This is a genomic window from Embleya sp. NPDC050493 (assembly GCF_044458105.1).
Classification (GTDB): domain Bacteria; phylum Actinomycetota; class Actinomycetes; order Streptomycetales; family Streptomycetaceae; genus Embleya.
This window is the reverse complement of the sequence record NZ_JBITHP010000027.1, coordinates 38,308-56,922: the sequence shown is the minus strand read 5'-3', so window position 1 is coordinate 56,922 and position 18,615 is coordinate 38,308. Positions and strand designations below refer to the sequence as shown.

18 protein-coding genes are annotated in these 18,615 nt (G+C 71.6%); 12 read left to right on the top strand and 6 right to left on the bottom strand.

Annotated elements, in window-relative coordinates; all coding sequences use genetic code 11:
* The first annotated feature begins 24 nt into the window (after positions 1 to 24).
* Both ACIBM5_RS36795 and ACIBM5_RS36790 read left to right on the top strand, forming a co-directional pair.
* Positions 25 to 1,617, top strand: a complete 1,593-nt coding sequence (locus ACIBM5_RS36795; protein ID WP_396011056.1) for a hypothetical protein — start codon at positions 25 to 27, stop codon at positions 1,615 to 1,617.
* 271 nt (positions 1,618 to 1,888) lie between these two features.
* Positions 1,889 to 3,205, top strand: coding sequence for a hypothetical protein (locus ACIBM5_RS36790; protein WP_396011055.1), 1,317 nt, complete (start codon positions 1,889 to 1,891; stop codon positions 3,203 to 3,205).
* A gap of 100 nt (positions 3,206 to 3,305) precedes the next feature.
* Here ACIBM5_RS36790 and gltX read toward each other — a convergent pair whose 3' ends face one another.
* The 3 genes from gltX to ACIBM5_RS36775 all read right to left on the bottom strand — a co-directional run bounded on the left by gltX (position 3,306) and on the right by ACIBM5_RS36775 (position 5,818).
* Positions 3,306 to 4,676 (bottom strand): glutamate--tRNA ligase, encoded by a 1,371-nt coding sequence (gltX, locus tag ACIBM5_RS36785; RefSeq protein WP_396011143.1) that lies wholly within the window; start codon positions 4,674 to 4,676, stop codon positions 3,306 to 3,308.
* 219 nt (positions 4,677 to 4,895) lie between these two features.
* The gene (locus tag ACIBM5_RS36780) at positions 4,896 to 5,303 is read right to left on the bottom strand and encodes an ATP-binding protein (protein WP_391586797.1); all 408 of its coding nucleotides are present in this window, start codon (positions 5,301 to 5,303) and stop codon (positions 4,896 to 4,898) included.
* Positions 5,304 to 5,449: 146 nt separating this feature from the next.
* The gene (locus tag ACIBM5_RS36775; protein ID WP_391586796.1) at positions 5,450 to 5,818 is read right to left on the bottom strand and encodes an STAS domain-containing protein; all 369 of its coding nucleotides are present in this window, start codon (positions 5,816 to 5,818) and stop codon (positions 5,450 to 5,452) included.
* Positions 5,819 to 5,972: 154 nt separating this feature from the next.
* Here ACIBM5_RS36775 and ACIBM5_RS36770 point away from each other — a divergent pair, with 154 nt between their 5' ends.
* Positions 5,973 to 6,875: an RNA polymerase sigma factor SigF gene (locus ACIBM5_RS36770; protein ID WP_396011053.1), complete on the top strand. Its 903-nt coding sequence runs from the start codon at positions 5,973 to 5,975 to the stop codon at positions 6,873 to 6,875.
* Positions 6,876 to 6,992: 117 nt separating this feature from the next.
* Here the strand turns inward: ACIBM5_RS36770 and ACIBM5_RS36765 are convergent, their stop codons facing one another.
* On the bottom strand, positions 6,993 to 8,645 hold the full coding sequence (locus tag ACIBM5_RS36765; protein WP_396011052.1) for an MFS transporter: 1,653 nt from the start codon (positions 8,643 to 8,645) through the stop codon (positions 6,993 to 6,995).
* Between the two features lie 219 nt (positions 8,646 to 8,864).
* Here ACIBM5_RS36765 and ACIBM5_RS36760 point away from each other — a divergent pair, with 219 nt between their 5' ends.
* Complete coding sequence (locus ACIBM5_RS36760; RefSeq protein WP_396011051.1) at positions 8,865 to 9,893, top strand: TetR/AcrR family transcriptional regulator C-terminal domain-containing protein; 1,029 nt, start codon at positions 8,865 to 8,867, stop codon at positions 9,891 to 9,893.
* Positions 9,894 to 9,948: 55 nt separating this feature from the next.
* Here the strand turns inward: ACIBM5_RS36760 and ACIBM5_RS36755 are convergent, their stop codons facing one another.
* Positions 9,949 to 10,377: a response regulator gene (locus ACIBM5_RS36755; RefSeq protein ID WP_396011050.1), complete on the bottom strand. Its 429-nt coding sequence runs from the start codon at positions 10,375 to 10,377 to the stop codon at positions 9,949 to 9,951.
* A 220-nt stretch (positions 10,378 to 10,597) separates the two neighbouring features.
* On the opposite strand from ACIBM5_RS36755, the gene ACIBM5_RS36750 reads away from it, so the two are divergent.
* The 7 genes from ACIBM5_RS36750 to ACIBM5_RS36720 all read left to right on the top strand — a co-directional run bounded on the left by ACIBM5_RS36750 (position 10,598) and on the right by ACIBM5_RS36720 (position 17,262).
* The gene (locus ACIBM5_RS36750; protein ID WP_396011049.1) at positions 10,598 to 11,203 is read left to right on the top strand and encodes a class I SAM-dependent methyltransferase; all 606 of its coding nucleotides are present in this window, start codon (positions 10,598 to 10,600) and stop codon (positions 11,201 to 11,203) included.
* Positions 11,204 to 11,274: 71 nt separating this feature from the next.
* A complete protein-coding gene (locus tag ACIBM5_RS36745) occupies positions 11,275 to 12,051 on the top strand; it encodes an SGNH/GDSL hydrolase family protein (protein WP_396011048.1) in 777 nt (258 codons plus the stop codon).
* Positions 12,052 to 12,191: 140 nt separating this feature from the next.
* Entirely contained in the window at positions 12,192 to 13,037 is an 846-nt protein-coding gene (locus ACIBM5_RS36740) for a siderophore-interacting protein (RefSeq protein WP_396011047.1), read from the top strand.
* Positions 13,038 to 13,329: 292 nt separating this feature from the next.
* Complete coding sequence (locus ACIBM5_RS36735; RefSeq protein WP_396011046.1) at positions 13,330 to 14,781, top strand: M1 family metallopeptidase; 1,452 nt, start codon at positions 13,330 to 13,332, stop codon at positions 14,779 to 14,781.
* Between the two features lie 180 nt (positions 14,782 to 14,961).
* Positions 14,962 to 16,221, top strand: a complete 1,260-nt coding sequence (locus ACIBM5_RS36730; protein WP_396011045.1) for an MFS transporter — start codon at positions 14,962 to 14,964, stop codon at positions 16,219 to 16,221.
* Between the two features lie 74 nt (positions 16,222 to 16,295).
* The gene (locus tag ACIBM5_RS36725; protein WP_396011142.1) at positions 16,296 to 16,805 is read left to right on the top strand and encodes a TetR/AcrR family transcriptional regulator; all 510 of its coding nucleotides are present in this window, start codon (positions 16,296 to 16,298) and stop codon (positions 16,803 to 16,805) included.
* A 34-nt stretch (positions 16,806 to 16,839) separates the two neighbouring features.
* Entirely contained in the window at positions 16,840 to 17,262 is a 423-nt protein-coding gene (locus tag ACIBM5_RS36720) for a YchJ family protein (protein ID WP_396011044.1), read from the top strand.
* Between the two features lie 4 nt (positions 17,263 to 17,266).
* Here the strand turns inward: ACIBM5_RS36720 and ACIBM5_RS36715 are convergent, their stop codons facing one another.
* Complete coding sequence (locus tag ACIBM5_RS36715; protein ID WP_396011043.1) at positions 17,267 to 17,938, bottom strand: B3/4 domain-containing protein; 672 nt, start codon at positions 17,936 to 17,938, stop codon at positions 17,267 to 17,269.
* 62 nt (positions 17,939 to 18,000) lie between these two features.
* On the opposite strand from ACIBM5_RS36715, the gene ACIBM5_RS36710 reads away from it, so the two are divergent.
* Complete coding sequence (locus ACIBM5_RS36710) at positions 18,001 to 18,609, top strand: helix-turn-helix domain-containing protein (protein WP_396011042.1); 609 nt, start codon at positions 18,001 to 18,003, stop codon at positions 18,607 to 18,609.
* The last annotated feature ends 6 nt before the right edge of the window (positions 18,610 to 18,615 follow it).

Here is an 18,615-nt window from a genome sequence, read left to right as displayed (position 1 = left end):
CCGGCGAGGAGAATCGTGTCCCGAATGCGAAGAATCGCGCGACGCAGGCTGATCGCCTCCACGGCCGTGGCCGCCGTCGCGGCGACCGGCGGTCTCGTCATCGTCACCCCGTCCGCGCACGCGGCACCGGTCGATTACGCGACCCACTGCACCAACCCGTTCTCGAATCCGCCCGACGGCCACATCCGAGTGGACACGGTGGTCACCCCCGAAAAGGCCACGTATGCCGTCGGCGAAGAGGTCTCGGTCACCTGGAAGTGGGTCGTCCACCCGCTCGCCCCGGCCGAGATTCCGGTCATCGGGAAGGTGCCCAAGGATTCGACCCATCTCAAGGGCACGATCAACCTGAGCGGCGCCCAGACCGGCACCGTCCCGGTCCAGGGCCCCGCCGACAACCCGGAGACCCTGCCGGGCCAACCGCTGATTCTCGGCAACGGCGAGGGCAGGTTCACCCTGAGCACCGCCGGCGACGTCACGCTGACGCCGGGCGACTACTCGACGTGGACCCACGCGCTGGGCCTGGACGTCGAGACCAAGTGCACGCCCGTGACCCCGGTCCCGGTCTCGCGCACCATCAAGGTCGAGGGCACCTCGCAGGAGCCGGCCACGCTGACCGCCACACCGGCCGAGGTCGCCGCCGGCGGCTCGCTCACCCTGGCGGGTGACAACTGGCCCGCCGGCGGCGTGGTTCCGCAGTTGTGCGCCGCCGACGGCTCGGCGTGCGATCCCGCCAAGATCTCGGCGAACTCCCTCTCCGTCGGCGCCGACAAGAAGCTCACCGGCACCGTCACCCTCGGGGTCACCATCCCCGGTGGCGACTACAAGGTGAAGGTCGGGGGCAGCGGCGTCGAGGCGCTCAGTGGCGTGGTCCGGGTCGCCGCGACCCAACGCCGAATCGCGCTGAGCGTGAACCACGGGCCGGTCGGCACTCCCGTCGTGATCACCGGCACGGGCTGGACTCCGGGCAACTACGTCCTGGCGTACGGCATGGCCGGCGATTACCAGGACGACGACGTCACCGCCTACACCCAGGCCGGACCGGACGGTTCCTTCAGCATCACCGACTTCGTGGTGAGCAAGGACACCATCACCTCGATCAAGGTGAACGAGGGCACGGACGACACCGCCGTGAACAAGTCGTTCCGCGTCACCACCCCCGGCAGCGGCCCGGACCAGACGGTGACCGGCAACGTCGTGGCCGGCGGCCTGACCATCTCCCAGGAAGCCGGCGCGATCAGGCTGTCGGACATCACGATCAACGGCCAAGCGCAGAACATGACCGGCGCGCTGAACACCGTCACCGTCAAGGACTTCCGCAACGGCACCACCGGGTGGACCCTCACCGGCGCGGTGACCGACTTCACCAACGGCACCGGCGGCAGGATCGGCGCCGACACGTTCACCTGGACGCCCAAGGTCACCGCCGGCCCGGGCTCGCCCAGCGTCCCGGTGCCCGGCAGCGCGGGCCCGATCGGCACCGGCGCCACCCTGGCATCCGCTCCGGCCGCCGCCACCACGGGCGGCACCTTCGCCGCCGACGCCGACATCTCCCTCGCCGTTCCGGCGTACCAGGCGGCCGGCACCTACAGCGCCACGCTGACCCTCTCGATCAGCTGACGCGGCTCACACGCACTCCGGGCGGCCCTCGCGACGACAGTCGCGGGGGCCGCCCTCTTTGCATGCCCATATCCGCAAACTCCGTCGATGCACCGCCGACAACCCCGCCCCGCCCGCACATCGGTGTTCGAATCCGCGTGCGTCCAAGACGGCGATCCGAGATCATTGATCCTGCCAAACATCGCGTCGGTGCTCACCCGTCGGGTCGCTCGCCCGACTCCCGCCGCGAGCTGTTGGTGGCTACCGACTACGAACCCCGGCAAGGAGATTCGTGCGCCGAATCAGGCACATCACTCGTCGCGCCACGGCGGGTTGCGCGACGGCGACCATCGTCGCGACCATCGGCCTCGTGGCCGCGTCCGCCCCGGCCACGGCGGCGGAGGTGGCGTACCCGGAGCGTTGTCACCTCGTCGGTCATCCCGCCCCGGTGTGGGCAACCGACGAATTCAAGGTCGACCTGACCGTCTTCCCGGAGAAACCCGTCTACAGTGCGGGCGAAACGGTCACCGTCACGTGGCACTGGCGGACCCAGCCGGCGATCCCCGTCCCGCCCGGCACCACCCGGCTGCGCGCCGTCGCCGAAGTACGGGTCGGCGGCTCCCGGCCGACCACGTTCACCGTATCCGGCCAACCCCGTGACCAGCCCGAACGGCCGGAATCGACGGTCGATCTCCGGGATCTCCAGGGCGTACTGCGACTCCCCGCCGGTGGGCCGATCACCCTGACGCCCGGCGCCTATTCGCTGACCGACGGATTGTCGCCGGTGCCTGTCGTCACGTGTGCCCCCACCACACCACCCGCGGTCTCGCGCACCCTGGAAATCGGGCCCGGACCGACCTTGGACATCGCCCCGACCCGGGTCCGTCCGGGCGAACGCATCGAGTTCACCGGCGAGGGCTGGCCGGATGGCGACGCAAGGGTCCAGGTGTGCGGAACACCGACCGACGACTGCTTCCCGGAGTGGGTGAGTTCCCCCACCGGCGCTGCCCGATCCGGGCATCTGACGGGCTCCGTGACGCTCTCCGGGCGGAGCCTCCCGCTACCGCCGCCGGGCCGTCCCGTGTTCCTGCTCGTTTCCGTGGGCAGGTCCGGCGCGAGTCGGGAATTCACGCTGGGCGGACCGGAGTCGCCGCAGACGGGCAGCACGCACATCACCGGCGCGGTCCTGCCCGGCGGCCTGACCCTCCGGCAACAGGCAAGCGCTATAAGGCTTTCCGACATCACCCTCGACGGCACCCCACAGGCGATGACCGGCGCCCTCAATCCGGTCACGGTCACCGACGTGCGCGGCGGCTCGCTCGGCTGGGCACTGACCGCGGACGTCTCCGACTTCACCTCGCCCGAGGGCGGCCGGATTCCGGCCGACCGATTCACCTGGAAGCCCGCGGTGCAGGCCGACCCCGCCTCCCCGAGCACCGCCGTCCCGGGCGCTCCCGGCCGAATCGCCGGCGGCTCGACGCTCGCCTCCGCCCCGCCCGCACCACACACGGGCGGCACCTTCACCGCCGGCGCCGCAATCACGGTGGCGGTGCCCGCCTATCAAAAGCCCGGCACCTACAGCGCCACGCTGACCCTCTCGATCAGCTGACGCGGCCGTACCCGGCGACACGGCGGGCCCGCGCACCGGCAATCGGTGTGCGGGCCCGCCTCGTTCGTGCCGGTCGGCTCCCGGTCGCCTGCCGCGCCGACTACTCCGCCGCCGTCAGTCGCTTCAGTGCCGTGTCGATGCGGGCCAGCACCCGGTCGCGGCCGAGTACCTGGAGCGACTCGAAGAGCGGCAGGCCGATCGTCCGGCCGGTCACCGCGACCCGCACCGGGGCCTGCGACTTGGAGAGCTTGAGGCCGTGCGCGGCGCCCGCGGCCTCGACCGCGGCCTTGAGCGCGTCCACGTTCCACTCGGCCGTCGCGAGCTCCGTGCGCGCACTGGCCAGCACGTCCGCGGCGCCCGGCTTCATCGCCTTGGCCCAGGCTGCCTCGTCCTCGGCGGGTGCGTCCAGGAACAGGAAGTCCACGTACATCGGGACCTCGTCGAGCACCGTGATCCGGGTCTGCACGAGCGGCGCGACCTCGGCGAACACGGCCGGGTCGTACGCCTCCTTCGCCCACGGCGCCTTCGCCCCGAGCACCCACGGCTCGCAGGCCCGCACGAACGCATCCGCGTCGAGCGCGCGGATGTAGTCGGCGTTGAACGAGGACAGCTTCTTCACGTCGAAGAACGCCGACGACTTGTTCACGTCCCGCAGGTCGAAGAGCTGCTCCAGCTCCGCGTAGGGCCGGATCTCGATGTCGTCCTTGGGGCCCCAGCCGAGCAGGAACAGGTAGTTCACCAGCGCCTCGGGCAGATAGCCCTCGTCCAGGTAGGACTCCAGGGCCACCTTGTCCCGGCGCTTGGACAACTTCTGCCGCTTCTCGTTCACGATCACCGGCAGGTGCGCCCACTGCGGCGGGGTCGCGCCGAGCGCCTCCCACAACAGCTGCTGCTTGGCCGCGTTCGACAGGTGCTCCTCGCCGCGGATCACGATGGTGATCTTCTGGTCGACGTCGTCGACCACGTTCGCCAGCAGGAACACCGCCGAGCCGTTGCCCCGGGCCACCACGAAGTCCTCCAGCGAGGAGTTCGGGAACTCGGTGTCGCCGCGGACCAGGTCGGCCACGACGGTGACACCCTCGTCCGGTGTGCGGAAGCGCAGTGCGCGACCCTCGCCCGCGGCCAGGCCGCGATCCCGGCAGAAGCCGTCGTAGCCCAGGTGCTTGGAGCCGGTGCGGGCCTCCAGGTCCTCACGGGTGCAGTCGCAGTAGTAGGCCCGGCCGGCGTCGAACAGCCTGACCGCCGACTCGCGGTGCAGCGTCGTGTTCTCCGACTGGAAGTACGGGCCCTCGAAGGCCGGGTCGGACGCGTTGATCCCGATCGCCGCGAGCGCGCTGAGGATGCCCTCGGTCCACTCCGGCCGGTTGCGCGCCTCGTCGGTGTCCTCGACCCGCAGCACGAACGTGCCGCCGGCCTTGTGCGCCACGGCCCAGTTGTACAGCGCGGAACGAGCGCCACCGACGTGGAACATGCCGGTGGGAGAGGGAGCGAAGCGAACACGAACCGAAGAGGCAGACATGTGCTCCAGGGTATCCGCCGAGCGGGCCGGGTTCGGGCCGGCATCCGGCTCCGCGCACGACCGACCGAACTCTCGGCTCGGCGCACGACCGCAGGGAGGCCCGGCTCACCGCACGACACCCCGCACACCCCCGCGACACCCGGCTCCGCGCACGGCCCCGAGGCACCCCGCTCAGCGCATGGCCTCCGGAACGGGCATGTCCACCCACACCGTCTTGCCGTCGCCCTGGTGCACGACCACACCCCAGTCCAGCGTCAACCGCCGGATGATGTGCAGTCCGTGACCGCCCGGTCGCGTTCCCGAGTGCGGCGCACGCGCTTGTGGCGGCTCCTCGCTGCGGTCGTCCACCTCGATCCGGAGCAGATCGCTCGTCCGCACGACGCGCAGCTCGACGGGACCGCCCGCGTGCAGGCACGCGTTGGTGACCAGTTCGACCGCGACGAGCAGGACGTCATCGGCCGTCAGCATCACCTGTTCGTCGTCGGAACCCGACCATCCGTACGCGTGGAGCGTGTTGCGGATGAACGTCCTGGACCGCGCCACCGCCCCCGTCGCGCCCTCGAACGGCAATCTCCGCACCTGACGAAGCGGTGGGGTGGAGAAACAGGCACCCCCGTCGCCGGGCGCCTGCGATCGCATGGCGCACATCTACTGGCTCACCTCGCTCACGCTGCTACGCGGTGATAGTTGCCCGCATCCCGCTGGAGGACACCAGAAGTCACGGGCTACTCTCCGACCGCCTCTGCCAGGGTCTCGTGGAAAGTGAACCCCTGTACCGCACCGGTGATCTCGAATACCCGCGCAACGGCAGGTTGAACGCCCACGAGGTGGACCTCTCCTCCTGCGGCCTGCGCGCGCAGGCGGGCACCGAGGAACGCGTTCAGTCCGGTCGAATCGCAGAAATCGAGTTCCGAACAGTCGATCACCAAGCGCGTACTGCCCTGCTCGACACACTCGAACAGGCGGTCCCGCACCGCGTCGGCACTGTCCACGTCGATCTCACCGGCGACCGTAACGATCGCAGAGGTGCCATTGGTGCTGACCGACACCGTCAAGCCGCCCTGCATGCCAGCCTCCTGCTGCCCTTTGCCCACCGAGTAATCCGGCCCGGGCACACGATAGACGACCGCCCCGCGATGGTGGGGGTCGGCCGGCCCACACAAACTTTTTCGAGCGGATCGTGTTTGCCCTTCCCGATCGGGGTTAGGCGCAGGGGGGAGACCTCACAACGCGTCACGAGGGGGAGGCATGGCAGTACAGCTCGGAGCCGAGATGCAGGTCCGGGGGTCGCAGCGGCCACCGGCAATGGACACCGGGGCAGAAGAGCTGGATCTGTGCGGGCTTCACCACGAGTTCGACGAGGGCGAGATCGGGTCGATGGGCGTCGCGGACGCGCGCTCTCTGTCCCGGACGTTGTTCCAACGGCTGAACCGGCTCGAAGAGGGCACGCACGAGTACCAATACGTGCGCAACACCCTCATCGAACTCAACCTGCCCCTGGTGCGCTTCGCCGCGGGTCGGTTTCGCACCCGCAGCGAACCGCTGGAGGACATCGTCCAGGTCGGCACGATCGGGCTGATCAAGGCGATCGATCGTTTCGACACCGATCGCGAGGTCGAGTTCCCGACCTTTGCGATGCCGACCATCCTCGGCGAGATCAAGCGCTTCTTCCGGGACACCACCTGGTCGGTCCGAGTGCCGCGCAGGCTCCAGGAATTGCGACTGCGGTTGGCCAAGGCGAGCGAGGAGTTGGGCGGACAGCTGGATCGAGCGCCCACCGTCGCCGAACTCGCGGCCTTCCTGGATGTCTCGCGCGAGGAGATCGTCGAGGGCATGATCGCCTCGAACGGCTACAGCGCGTCCTCGCTCGACGCACCCGGCGGCGGTGCCGGCGGTGACGACGCGGCGGTCCCGATGGACCGGCTCGGCGCGGACGACGACGCGATCGAACTCGTGGACAATCGCGAGTCGCTCAAGCCGCTGATCGCCGCGCTCCCGCCGCGCGAGAAGCACATCCTGCTGCTGCGCTTCTTCGGCGGCAAGACCCAGGCCGAGATCGGCGAGCAACTGGGCATCTCCCAGATGCACGTCTCCCGGCTGCTCTCCCGCACGCTCGGCACCCTGCGCGCAGGGCTGCTCACGGAGAGCTGAGTCGGGCCGACATCGTCCGCAGGGACACAGGCCCATGGAGAAGGGGGGGGGGGGGGGGGGGGCCGGCCCCCCCCCCCCCCCCCCCCCCCCCCCCCCCCCCCCCCCCCCCCCGCCCGTTCACCGCACGTCGGACGTCTCCCCCACCGCAACCGCAGCCCGGCCGTCCACCCCGCCCGAACCGTCACCCGAGCCCTCGCCCGAACCCGACCCCGAATCGGCTCCCGAACCCACGTCCTCCACCGCAGCATCACCGTTCGCGACCGGCACACCCCGCAGGAACCGGGCGCAGTACGCCGCCGCGACCACCATCACCACCGCCGCCCCGATCGCCGCCGCGCTCATCCCGTCGCAGAACGCCTCCCGGGCCGAGTGCACCAGCGCCCGTCCGGAGTCTTCCGGCAGGTGCGCCGCGACCGCCTGCGCGCCGCCGAGCGTCTCCCGGGCCGGGCCGCTCGGCGCGGTGTCCGTCATCGCGCGGTGGTAGACCGCATCGCCGATCGTGCCGAGCAGCGCCATGCCCAGCGCGCCGCCCAGTTCGCTCCCCGACTCCAACACCGCGGAGGCGGACGCGGCACGATCGGGCGGTGCGACGCCCATCGCCATCTCGGTCACCTGGGTCATCACGGCGACCACGCCCGCCGCGTAGACCGCCGCCCCGCCGAGCAGCAGCCCCAACGAGGAGTCCGGCCGGGCTCCGGCCAGTATCGTGAAGCCGCCCGCGCCCAGCACGAACCCGCCGCACATCACCCACGCCCGATCCATCCGCCGGGCCAGCACGGTGGCCACCGGAGTGGCCACCGCCACCGCTCCCGAGGGCACCAGACTCCACAGCGCGGCCCGCAACGGACTCATTCCGAGCACCGATTGCAGATACTGCGTCGTGAAGATGGCGAAGCCGACGATCGCGAACATCGCCAACACGTTGGCCACCACCGACCCGCCGAACGCCCGCATGCGCAGCAGTTCCAGGTCCAACAGCGGGTGCGCGGCGGTGAGTTGGCGACGCACGAACATTGCGCCGACGATCAGCCCGAAGCCGATACTCAGCACCGGCAGGGTGGCCGCGCCGGAGCGGGCGATCTCCTTGATCCCGTACACCACCGGCAGCAGCGTGCCCAGCGACAACACCGCGCCGATCAGGTCGAACGGTCCCTGGGCGAGGCCCCGATGGCGCGGCACGAACACCGGGACCAGGAACAGCAGGATCGCCATCGCCGGCACGTTGATCAGGAAGATCGAGCCCCACCAGAAGTGTTCGACGAGCAGACCGGACAGGATCGGCCCGAGCGAGATGCCACCGGTCATCACGGCGGTCCAGAGCGCGATCGCGGTCCCGCGCTGTCCGGGGTCGGCGAACATGGTGCGGATCAACGCGAGGGTGGACGGCATCAGCGCCGCGCCGCCCACGCCCAGCAGTGCCCGGGCCGCGATCAACGTTTCCGCGTTGTGCGCGTACGCCGCCACCAGCGACGCACCGCCGAACAGCGCCGCGCCCACCAGCAGCAGTCGGCGCCGGCCGATCCGGTCGCCGAGCGCGCCCATCAAGATCAGCAGGCCGGAGAGCACGAATCCGTACATGTCCAGGATCCACAACTGCTGCGTACCGGTGGGCTCCAACGCGCGGCCGATGAACGGCACCGCGAAGTAGAGCACCGACACGTCCATGCTCACCAGCAGCAGGGGCAGCAACAGGACGGCCAGCCCGATCCACTCCCGCCGCCCCGCCAACGGCACCGACCCGGGCCGCTCGGATGTCTCGATGATCGCCACTGGAACTCTCCCCCACTGATGCACCTGTACGGCGTACGGCGTCGAACGCGTACAGAGTAAACACGGTCGACCTGCTGGCGCAATGGCGCGTAATCAGCGATGAATAAAGGCTTCGCCAAGTAGTGCACCAAATCAGTGCACTAGCTGACCGGGCTCCGCGCGCCCTATAGTGCACCGAGCACTGCCCTAGTGCACCGCCCGACCGCCCCGGAGGCCCCGATGCCCCGCCCCACGACACCGGCGACACCCACGACGCCGACAACGCCCACCGCCCCCGTCTCGCAGGCCACCCCCTCGGCCCGGATCGCCGCCGAACTGCGCCGCCGAATCGAGAGCGGCGAGTTGCGGCCCGGCGACCGGGTCCCCTCCACCCGGGCGATCACCGCCGAGTGGGGCGTGGCGATGGCCACCGCGACCAAGGTCCTGACCACACTGCGCAAGGCCGGCCTGGTCCGTGCCGTACGCGGCATCGGCACCGTCGTCGCCGACCACCCGGATCGCCCCGACCGACCGGGCCGGCCGCGTCCACGCGCCGCGCCCATCGCCGTACCGCCCGCGCACCCCCCGCGCACCGATGCCGAACTCACCCACGAGCGCGTCGTATCGGCGGCCGTGGCGATCGCCGACGAACGCGGCCTGGCCGCGGTGTCGATGCGCCAGATCGCCGCCGAACTGGGCGTGGCCGCGATGAGCCTGTACCGGCACGTGCCCGGCAAGGAGGACCTGCTCGCGGCGATGGCCGACCGAGCGTTCGCCGAACTGCCGGTTGCATCCCACGGTCGAGTGGGCTGGCGGGCCCGGCTGGAGACCTCGGCCCGGTTGCAATGGGGGATGTACCGCAGGCATCCGTGGCTGGCCCAGGTCATGTCGATGACCCGCCCGCTGCCGACCGTGCGCGGCATGGCGCATGTGGAATGGGCGATGGCCGAGTTCACCGGGCTACCGCCGAGGGTGATGATGCACATCGCGGTGACGATGTTGAACTACGTACGCGGTACCGCCGTCAACATCGCGGCCGAATTCGAGGCCGAGCGCGCCACCGGCATCTCCAGTGAGGAGTGGATGCAGGCACAGGACGAGACGATGGACCTGATCCTGCGCAGCGGCAACTTCCCGATGTACGCCGCCGTGCTGAACGAACCGGGGTTGGAAATGGATCTCGATTCGTTGTTCGGCTTCGGGCTCGATCGCCTGCTGGACGGCATCGCCCTGCTGGTGTCCCCGACCGAGCGGGCCCCGGCCGAGTGAGCGGCCCCGACCGGGTGGGCGAGCCGCGCCCGAACGGCGGGACGTCGACCACCGCTCACCCGCGCGGCAGGGTCACCAATCGCAGGAAGAACTCGTCGATGCCGCGCACCGCCGCCAGGAACGACTCCAACTCCACCGACTTGGTCACGAACGCGTTGGCGTGCAGGTCGTAGCTGCGCCGTACGTCGTCGGGCGCGGCCGACGTGGTCAGCACCACCACCGGGATCGTCCGCCACCGCTCGTCGGCCTTCATCGCCGACAACAACTCGCGGCCGTCCATCCGGGGCATGTTCAGGTCCAGGATGACCAGGTCCGGCCGTGGGTGGGTGCGCAGCCACTCCAGGGCCTCCATGCCGTCCGCGGCCCGGCACAACGTGTGTCCCCCGTCCCGATCGAGCAGCGCCTCCTCGATCATCAACGCGTCGCCCGGATCGTCCTCCACCAGCAACACCGTCAGCGTCCCGGTCATCGTGGTCCGGCTCATCGCACCCACCTCGGTCACGGCCCCGACCGACCCGCGCCCCGGACCGGCATCACTCGACGAATTCGGCGCGCTCTCACCACCGACCCACGCCCGAAGGCTAGCGCCTCCCGCACGTCGCACAGGTGCGCGCACCGAACCCGCCGCCCACATCCTTGACGCCGCCCACGACATGGCCCATCGTGGTGCGCCGGCCACACACGGCAACCAGGGGGAGTACGCCATGCGGATGAACACGGTCGAGAAGATCGTCGTCGCCAGCCCCCTCCGCCGGGCCCCGCAGATCTGGTACGAGACGCCGTTGCTGCTGCGCCTGGGCGGCCGGCTCGACCCCGGTGCGCACGCCCTGGAGATCGGCTGCGGCACCGGCCGGGGCATCGAGCTGATCCTGAACCGCTTCGGCGCGGCCCGGGTCGACGGCATCGACCTGGACTCCGCATCGCTCGCCAGGGCCCGGCGGCGCTGGCACGGCAACAGCCGGGTGGCGCTGGTCGAGTGTTCGGCCACCGACCTGCGGGCCGGCATCGGCGCGGCGGATGCGAGCTACGACGCGGTCTTCGACTTCGCGATCGTGCACCACATCACCGACTGGCGGGCGTGCCTGGCCGAGGTCGGGCGGGTGTTGCGCCCCGGCGGCCGGTTCTACTTCTCCGAGATGACCGCTCGCGCGCTGGCCCGACCCAGTCTCGCATTCCTGTTCGACCACCCCACCGAAGACCGGTTCGGCGAGCGGGACTTCCTCGACGAGCTCCCGCGGCACGGGCTCGACGTGATCGGCAGCAAGTCCCTGCTCGGCGACTACTTCTTCGGCGTGGCCCGTCGCCGCTGAGTGCGCCGCCGAGTGGCGGGCGCACCGCCGACAAAGGCTGGTGCCGCGCCCGGCATTAGGCTTTTCCGGCCATGCACACACCACATCCCACCTTCACGAGTTTCGTCGCGGTCGGTGACTCCTTCACCGAGGGCATGTCCGATCTCGCCGCCGACGGCAGCTACCGCGGCTGGGCCGACCTGCTCGCGGACCGCCTGTCCCTCGACACGCCGACCCTGCGCTACGCCAATCTCGCCGTGCGCGGGAAGCTGATCCGGCAGATCGCCGACGAACAGGTCGACACCGCCGTCACACTCGACGGCGACCTGATCACCCTTGCCGGCGGCCTGAACGACGTGCTGCGTCCGCGCTGCGATGTCGGCGCGGTATGCGCGGTGTTCGAACAGGCCGCCGCCAAGCTCGCCGCCGGCGGCGCGCATCTGGTGCTGTTCCGCAGCACCGACCCCACCCGCCGACTGCGCTCCTCGGCCCGACTGATGCCCCGGATCGAGCAGTTGGTCGCCTTCGTGGACGCCGTCGCCGCGCGGCACGACGCCACCGTCGTCGACCTGTTCACCGCCCGCGTGTTCGACGACCCCCGGATGTGGGCCGACGACCGTCTGCATCTGTCCACCGAGGGCCACCGCCGGGTCGCCGAGGCCACCGCGCAGGCCCTGGGCCTGCCCGTCGAGTACGACTGGCGCGCACCGCTGCCCGCCGCCCCGCCGCAGGCCTGGACGGATCGCCGGCGCGCCGACGTGCGCTGGGCCAGGACCCATCTGGGCCCGTGGCTCGCCCGCCGGGCCACCGGTCGTTCCTCCGGCGACGGCCGCCCGCCCAAGCGCGCCGACCTCACCCCGTGGCGATGAAGACGTGCCGGCCGGGCACACCAGGCACAAGAGATGCACCCCGGGGGAACCGCCGACGCCCCGTACAGGTTAGGTTTACCTAACTGGCACGGCAGCAGTCGCACGGCACCAGTCGCACAGTGCAGGTGAGGAGAACCTCCATGGCGGAACGCCCGGTACGCAAGACCCGCAAACTGATCGAACTCCAGGTGCGCAGCAGCGAGCGGGTCGGCCCGCATCTCGTCCGGATCGTCGCCGGCGGCGACGGATACCGACACTTCACCGACAACGGCTACACCGACGCCTACGTCAAGGTGCTCTTCCCGGTGCCCGGGGTGACCTACCCCGAGCCGTTCGACATGGAGGTCATCCGTGCCGAACTCCCGCGCGAGGACTGGCCGCGCACCCGTACCTACACGGTGCGCGCGCACAACCCGAACACCGGTGAACTGACCATCGACTTCGTCCACCACGGCGACGAGGGCCTGGCCGGTCCGTGGGCGGCGAACGCCCGCCCCGGCGACACGCTGCGCCTGCTCGGCCCCGGCGGCGCCTACGCGCCCGACCCCGAGGCGGACTGGCACCTGTTCATCGGCGACGAAAGCGCGTATCCCGCGATCAGCGCCTCGCTGGAGCGGCTCCCCGCCGCGGCCAAGGCGATCGCACTCCTGGAGGTGGGCACCGCCGCCGAGGCCCCGACCGGTACGCTGCCGGCCACCCACCCCGAGTTGGATCTCGACCTCACCTGGATCACCCGCGACGCGGGCCCCGGTCTGCTCGAAGCGCTGCGCAAGCTCGACTTCCCCTCCGGTCGGGTGCACGCGTTCGTGCACGGCGAGGCCGGCGTGGTCAAGGAGTTGCGCCGACACCTGGTCGACGAGCGCGGGGTCGACCGCGCCGACATCTCCTTCTCCGGCTACTGGCGCAAGGGCCGCGACGAGGACGGCTTCCAGGCGGACAAGGCCGCCGAGAAGGCCGCCGAACGCGCCGCCGAACAGCGCGCCTGACCCACGCCCGACGGTCGGGGGGGGGGGGGGGGGGCCCCCGGGCCCCCCCCCCGGCGGGGGGGGGGGGGCGGGGCCCCCCCCCCCCCCCCCCCACCCGCCCCCGCCCCCCCCCCCCGCGGGGGGCCGGCGGGCCCCCCCCCCCGCCCCGGGCCCCCCCGGGCGGGTGCGTGCGACCGATCACCCCTCCGGCCGCCGACAATTGCGGCAAACCCCCGGAATGGTCCACGCCACCCGGGTGAAAGCGCGCGTCGGGCACTACCGCGAGCGACGAAGCCGGCACAGGGTGGGGCGCATGAGACGTCCACCACACGCCCTCCTCGCCATCGCGACCGCCCTGACCCTGACCGCGGCCGGCGCAGCCGGCGCGCACGCGAGCGACGCCCGGCCCACTCCCGGCGCACCCGGCATCGGCGACCCGCTGCTGCCGCTGAGCGGCAACGGCGGTTACCGCGCCGACCATTACACATTGGACTTCGACTGGCAGGCGCCCGGCACGGCGTTCCCGGCGACCACCACCATGCAGGCCACCGCCACCCAGGCGCTGTCCCGGTTCGACCTGGACTTCGCGGGCAACACGCTCGGCCGCGTCACGGTCGACGGGAAGCCGGCGACCGCCACCCGCGAGGGTGACGAGCTGGTGATCACCCCGGCCCGGCCGCTGCGCAAGGGGCGCTCGTTCACGGTGCGGGTCGAGTACACCGCCGATCCCACCCAGCAGCGGCACCGCGACGACGCGATCGAGACGTTCGGCTGGATCCCGACACCCGACGGCACGGTGATCTACCCGCAGCCCGACGGCGCCAAGATGATCTTCCCGAGCAACGACCATCCCAGCCTGCGCACCCGTACGACCGTCAACATCACCGCCGCCGACGACCTCGTCGCACTGTCCAACGGCGCCCTCACCCACAAGCGTCGGGCCGCACCGGGCCGCACCCGCTGGACCTACGACAGCCGGCAACCCGTGGCCGGCCAGCTCTTCCAGCTGGCTGTCGGCAAGTACACGCTGATCGACGGCAAGGCCGCCGACGGCACCCGGCTGCGCGACGCGGTCCCGCCGGACCTGGTCGACCGGGTCGAGCAGTACCGCGCGCTGACGCCGCGTCACCTGGCCTGGGTGGAGAGCAGGCTCGGTCCCTATCCGTTCGACAGCTACGGGCTGCTCGTGGCGGACACCGACCTCGGCGTCGCGCTGGAGACCCAGTCGTTGTCCCTGATCCCGAAGGCCGACCTGCTCGGCGACAGGATCAATGCCGAACGCAACATGGTGCACGAACTCGTCCACCAGTGGACCGGCGACAGCGTGGCCATGGAGCGCTGGTCCGACCTGTGGCTGAGCGAGGGGCACGCCCGCTACTACGAGCGGGTCTACAGCGAGGAGAACGGCGGCGCCAACATGGAGGCGCTGATGCGCGAGGCCTACCGGCAGCACGACATCTGGCGCCGTGACACCGGCGCGCCGGCCGAGCCCACCGAGCCCAATCTGTTCAAGCGCATGCGCTACGACGGCTCGGCGCTGGTCTTCTACGCGCTGCGCGCCGAGGTCGGCGCGGACACCTTCGCCCGGATCGAACGCGCCTGGACCACCCGCTACCGAGGCCGCACCGCGGGCACGACCGACTACATCGAACTCGCGTCCGAGATCGCCCACCGCGACCTGGCCCCGTTCCTGAACCCGTGGGTGTACGGCGCCCACACGCCGCCGATGCCCGGTCACCCCGACTGGACCGTCGACCCGGCCTGACCCGACCCGATCCGCTGATACGGCGGCCGGCGACGGGCCGGCCGCCGCGTCGGCATGTCGGGCCACCTGCGGCGTCGAGCGGGGACGGGTCGGGGTGCGAAGCGGCTTGGCGTGCCGCACGTCCCGTGATAGAAACTGGAACGAACGTCCCACTTTATGTTTCTATCGACGGGAACTCCCGTGCGCAACCCCTACCGAGACATCTTCACCGCGCCCGGCGCCAAGGGATTCTCGGCGGCCGGCTTCATCGCCCGCATGCCCATCTCGATGACCGGCATCGGCATCGTCACCATGCTCTCCGAACTGCGCGGCGAGTACGGCCTCGCCGGCGCCGTGGCCGCCACGTTCGCGCTGGCCACCGCACTGATCGCACCGCAGATCTCGCGCCTCGTGGACCGCTACGGCCAGAGCCGGGTGCTCGTCCCGGCCACCGCCGTCAGCGTCCTGGCGATGGGCGTGCTGCTGCTCTGCGCCCGCTACGAGGCCCCGGACTGGACCCTGTTCGCGTGCGCGGTGCCCGCCGGCTGCATGCCCAGCATGGGCGCCATGGTCCGCTCCCGCTGGCTGGTCCTGTACCGGGGTTCGCCGCACCTGCACACCGCGTTCTCGTTCGAGTCCGTGGTGGACGAACTGTGCTTCATCCTCGGCCCGATCATCGCCGTGCAGCTCTCGGTCGCGGCGTTCCCCGAGGCCGGCCCGCTGGCCGCGATCGTCTTCTTCACCATCGGCGTGCTGCTGTTCACCGTGCAGCGCGGTACCGAGCCCCCGCCGCACCCGCGCGTCGCCGGCAAGACCACGTCGGTGATGCGTATCCGAGGCCTCCAGGTGCTCGTGGTCACCCTGGTCGCGATCGGCGCGATCTTCGGCACCGTGGACGTGGTCACCATCGCGTTCGCCGAGGAGCACGGCCAACGCGGCTCCGCGAGCTTCGTGCTGGCCACCTACGCGGCCGGCTCCTGCCTGGCCGGGATCGCCTTCGGCGCCTTCAAGTTCGCCGCCCCGCTGCCCCGGATGTTGCTGATCAGCGTCGGCTGCACCGCCGTCACCATCCTGCCGCTGCTGCTGGTCGGCAGCCTGCCCGCGCTCGCGGCCGCCGTGTTCGTCGCGGGCATGTCGATCTCGCCCACCATGATCCTGACCGTCAGCCTGGTCGAGCGCCTGGTCCCGCCCGCCCGACTGACCGAGGGGATGACCTGGACCACCACCGGGATCGGCATCGGCGTCGCGGCCGGCTCCTCGCTGTCCGGCATGGTGGTCGACGGCTTCGGGGCCCGGGCGGGCTTCGGCGTCGCCGCCGGCGCGGCCCTGCTCGCCGCGTCCGCGGCCCTCGGTGGATACCGTGTGCTGCGCCGCACCGCCCCGCGCGCGAGCGGGACCACCGTCGCGCACAGCGGCTCGCTACCCAGTGCCACCCCCGTACGAGAAGGTGAATCCCGCTGATCGAGGAAGCCGTCGACGGCCGCCGAGCCAAGGGCGAACGCCGCCGTCGGGCGCTGATCGAGGCCACGTTGCGCGTGGTCGAGCGCGACGGTGCGGCCGGGGTCAGCCATCGCACCGTCTCGCGCGAGGCGGGCCTGCCGACCAGCGCCTCCACGTACTACTTCGCCGGGGTCGACGACCTGCTCACCGCGGCGCTCACGTCGTGCATGACCGCGGACGCGATCCACGTGCGCTCGATCGCCGCCGCCCCCGGCGACACCCGGCGCGCGCTGGCCGAACACCTGAACCACATCTGCACCTCGCCCGGCCTGCTCGTCGCCGAGTACGAGCTGTTCCTGCTCGCCGCCCGGCGACCGGAGCTGCGCGAGTCCACCGATCACTGGATGGCCGCGGTCACCGACTTCGCGCTGCGCTTCACCACCGACCCGGTTCGGGTCCGGGTCTTCGTCGGCGCCCTGGACGGCCTGCTCATCCAGGCCCTGCTCACCGACGCGCCGCCGAGCACCGACGAATGGGAGGCGATGATCCGCGACCTGCTGCCCGGCCCGTGCCTGGCACCATCGCCGCCGGAGCACACCGGGTAGGCGGGACGCGCTTCGGTTGGGCCAGAATCGGGTCATGTCCCGACGCACCCCACGCCCCCGATCCGAGGCCGTCGTCACCGCCGGCTCGCCGTGCCCGTGCGGCCTGCCCGACACCTACGGCGCCTGCTGCGGCGCCCGGCACGCCGGCTCCCCGGCGCCCACCGCCGAGGCGCTGATGCGCTCGCGTTACAGCGCGTTCGTCGTACGCGACACGGCCTACCTGCTGCGCACCTGGCATCCCGACACCCGGCCGGAGCGGCTCGACCCGGACGAGCACACCCGGTGGCTGGGCCTGGAGGTGCTGGCGAGCACCGGCGGCGGACCGTTCCACCAGGAGGGCACCGTCGAGTTCATCGCGACCTACCGCGAGCACGGGCACCGGGACACGCTGCGCGAACACAGCCGGTTCGTCCGCCACGACGGTGCCTGGGTGTACGTCAGACCGCTGCCCCGCTGATGCCTCAGGCGCCGATCAGCCGGCTCTCGATCCGCACCGCCGGGGACAGGTCGCGCAGCCGCTTGGTCAGGTCCTCGCCCGCCTCGTGCAGTGCATCCGGCGTCATCGGCGCCAGCCGCTCCAACAGGAACAGCGCCTCGGTGGTGTCCTCGGTGATCCGGGTGCGCACACACTGACGCCAGTTCCATCGGCGACAGGTGACACCCTCGTCGTCGCACCACACCACCTCGCCCGGCGCGGGATGGTCGATCGCCGGCACCCCGGCCTCCAGGACCTCGAACGGCTCGGTGCCCTCGGCCCGGAGCAGGCGGGCCGCGCCGCGGTAGCGGGACAGGTCCTCGCCGCCGACCGGGAGCACGTGGCGGACCGAGACCGCGTTGTACAGGTCGACCAGGCGGTTCACCTCGGGCAGCCCGCCGCGCCGCATCAGCGCCTCCACCGAGCAGCGGGTGCGCTGCGGCTTGGCGCCGAAGGCCCGGTACGCCTCCCGCCACGCGATGATGTTCGGGTGCTCCTCGGGCGGGGTCGCGGGCAGCGACAGGGTCGCCTCGGCCAGTGCGGCGCGGGAGCCGGCGTCGCTCGGGCCGCCCGGCAGACCGGTGGCGACCAGGGCCAGGACGACCGCGTCCGGGCGCAGCGCGTGCACGGCCGGGTCGATGGTGATGGTCGTGAGCACGTTCGGTTTCTCCTCCGCAGGCGGTCGGCCCGATCGGGCCCTGGTCCACTACAGTGAACCGCATGGAGCAGAATAATGACCCGTTGGCCGACCCCGGTCAACCTGCGGTCAGCCGCGCGATCGCGGCCAACGTCCGCGCCGCCCGCACCGCGCGCGGGTGGTCCCTGGAGGCGCTCGCGACCCGCAGCGGCCTGAGCAAGGGCGCGCTCGTGGGCGTCGAGCAGGGGCGGGGAAACCCGGGCGTGCTCACCCTGGCCCGGATCGCCGACGCACTCGGCCTGCCGTTGACCGGCCTGGTCGACCGGGCCCCCGCGCCGGTCGTCGAGGTCGTTCCGGCAGGCGCCGGCACCCGGTTGTGGCAGGGCGAACACGGCGGCCACGGCGACCTGTTGATCGGCAGCGATCCGCCGGTGTCGGCCGAGCTGTGGCGCTGGACGCTGGCTCCCGGCGACGCGCACGTCAGCGCGGCGCACGGCGCGGGCGTGCGGGAACTGGTCACCGTCCTGGACGGCGTCCTCACCCTGGTGGTGGCCGGCGAACCCGTCGACGTCGCCGCCGGCGCATGTGCGCGTTTCGCGGCCGACCGGCCCCACACCTACCGCAACGACGGCGCGGACACCGCCCGGTTCGTCGGCGTCGTACTCCTGCCCGGCCGATCGGACCTCGGCTGAGCACAC

Excerpts from the sequence above, each read along its gene's own strand:
- ACIBM5_RS36795 (WP_396011056.1), top strand. The coding sequence starts at position 25 with ATGCGAAGAATCGCGCGACGCAGGCTGATCGCCTCCACGGCCGTGGCC.
- gltX (WP_396011143.1), bottom strand. The coding sequence starts at position 4,676 with ATGTTCCACGTCGGTGGCGCTCGTTCCGCGCTGTACAACTGGGCCGTG.
- ACIBM5_RS36770 (WP_396011053.1), top strand. The coding sequence starts at position 5,973 with ATGGCAGTACAGCTCGGAGCCGAGATGCAGGTCCGGGGGTCGCAGCGG.
- ACIBM5_RS36760 (WP_396011051.1), top strand. The coding sequence starts at position 8,865 with ATGCCCCGCCCCACGACACCGGCGACACCCACGACGCCGACAACGCCC.
- ACIBM5_RS36755 (WP_396011050.1), bottom strand. The coding sequence starts at position 10,377 with ATGAGCCGGACCACGATGACCGGGACGCTGACGGTGTTGCTGGTGGAG.
- ACIBM5_RS36750 (WP_396011049.1), top strand. The coding sequence starts at position 10,598 with ATGCGGATGAACACGGTCGAGAAGATCGTCGTCGCCAGCCCCCTCCGC.
- ACIBM5_RS36745 (WP_396011048.1), top strand. The coding sequence starts at position 11,275 with ATGCACACACCACATCCCACCTTCACGAGTTTCGTCGCGGTCGGTGAC.
- ACIBM5_RS36740 (WP_396011047.1), top strand. The coding sequence starts at position 12,192 with ATGGCGGAACGCCCGGTACGCAAGACCCGCAAACTGATCGAACTCCAG.
- ACIBM5_RS36735 (WP_396011046.1), top strand. The coding sequence starts at position 13,330 with ATGAGACGTCCACCACACGCCCTCCTCGCCATCGCGACCGCCCTGACC.
- ACIBM5_RS36720 (WP_396011044.1), top strand. The coding sequence starts at position 16,840 with ATGTCCCGACGCACCCCACGCCCCCGATCCGAGGCCGTCGTCACCGCC.
- ACIBM5_RS36710 (WP_396011042.1), top strand. The coding sequence starts at position 18,001 with ATGGAGCAGAATAATGACCCGTTGGCCGACCCCGGTCAACCTGCGGTC.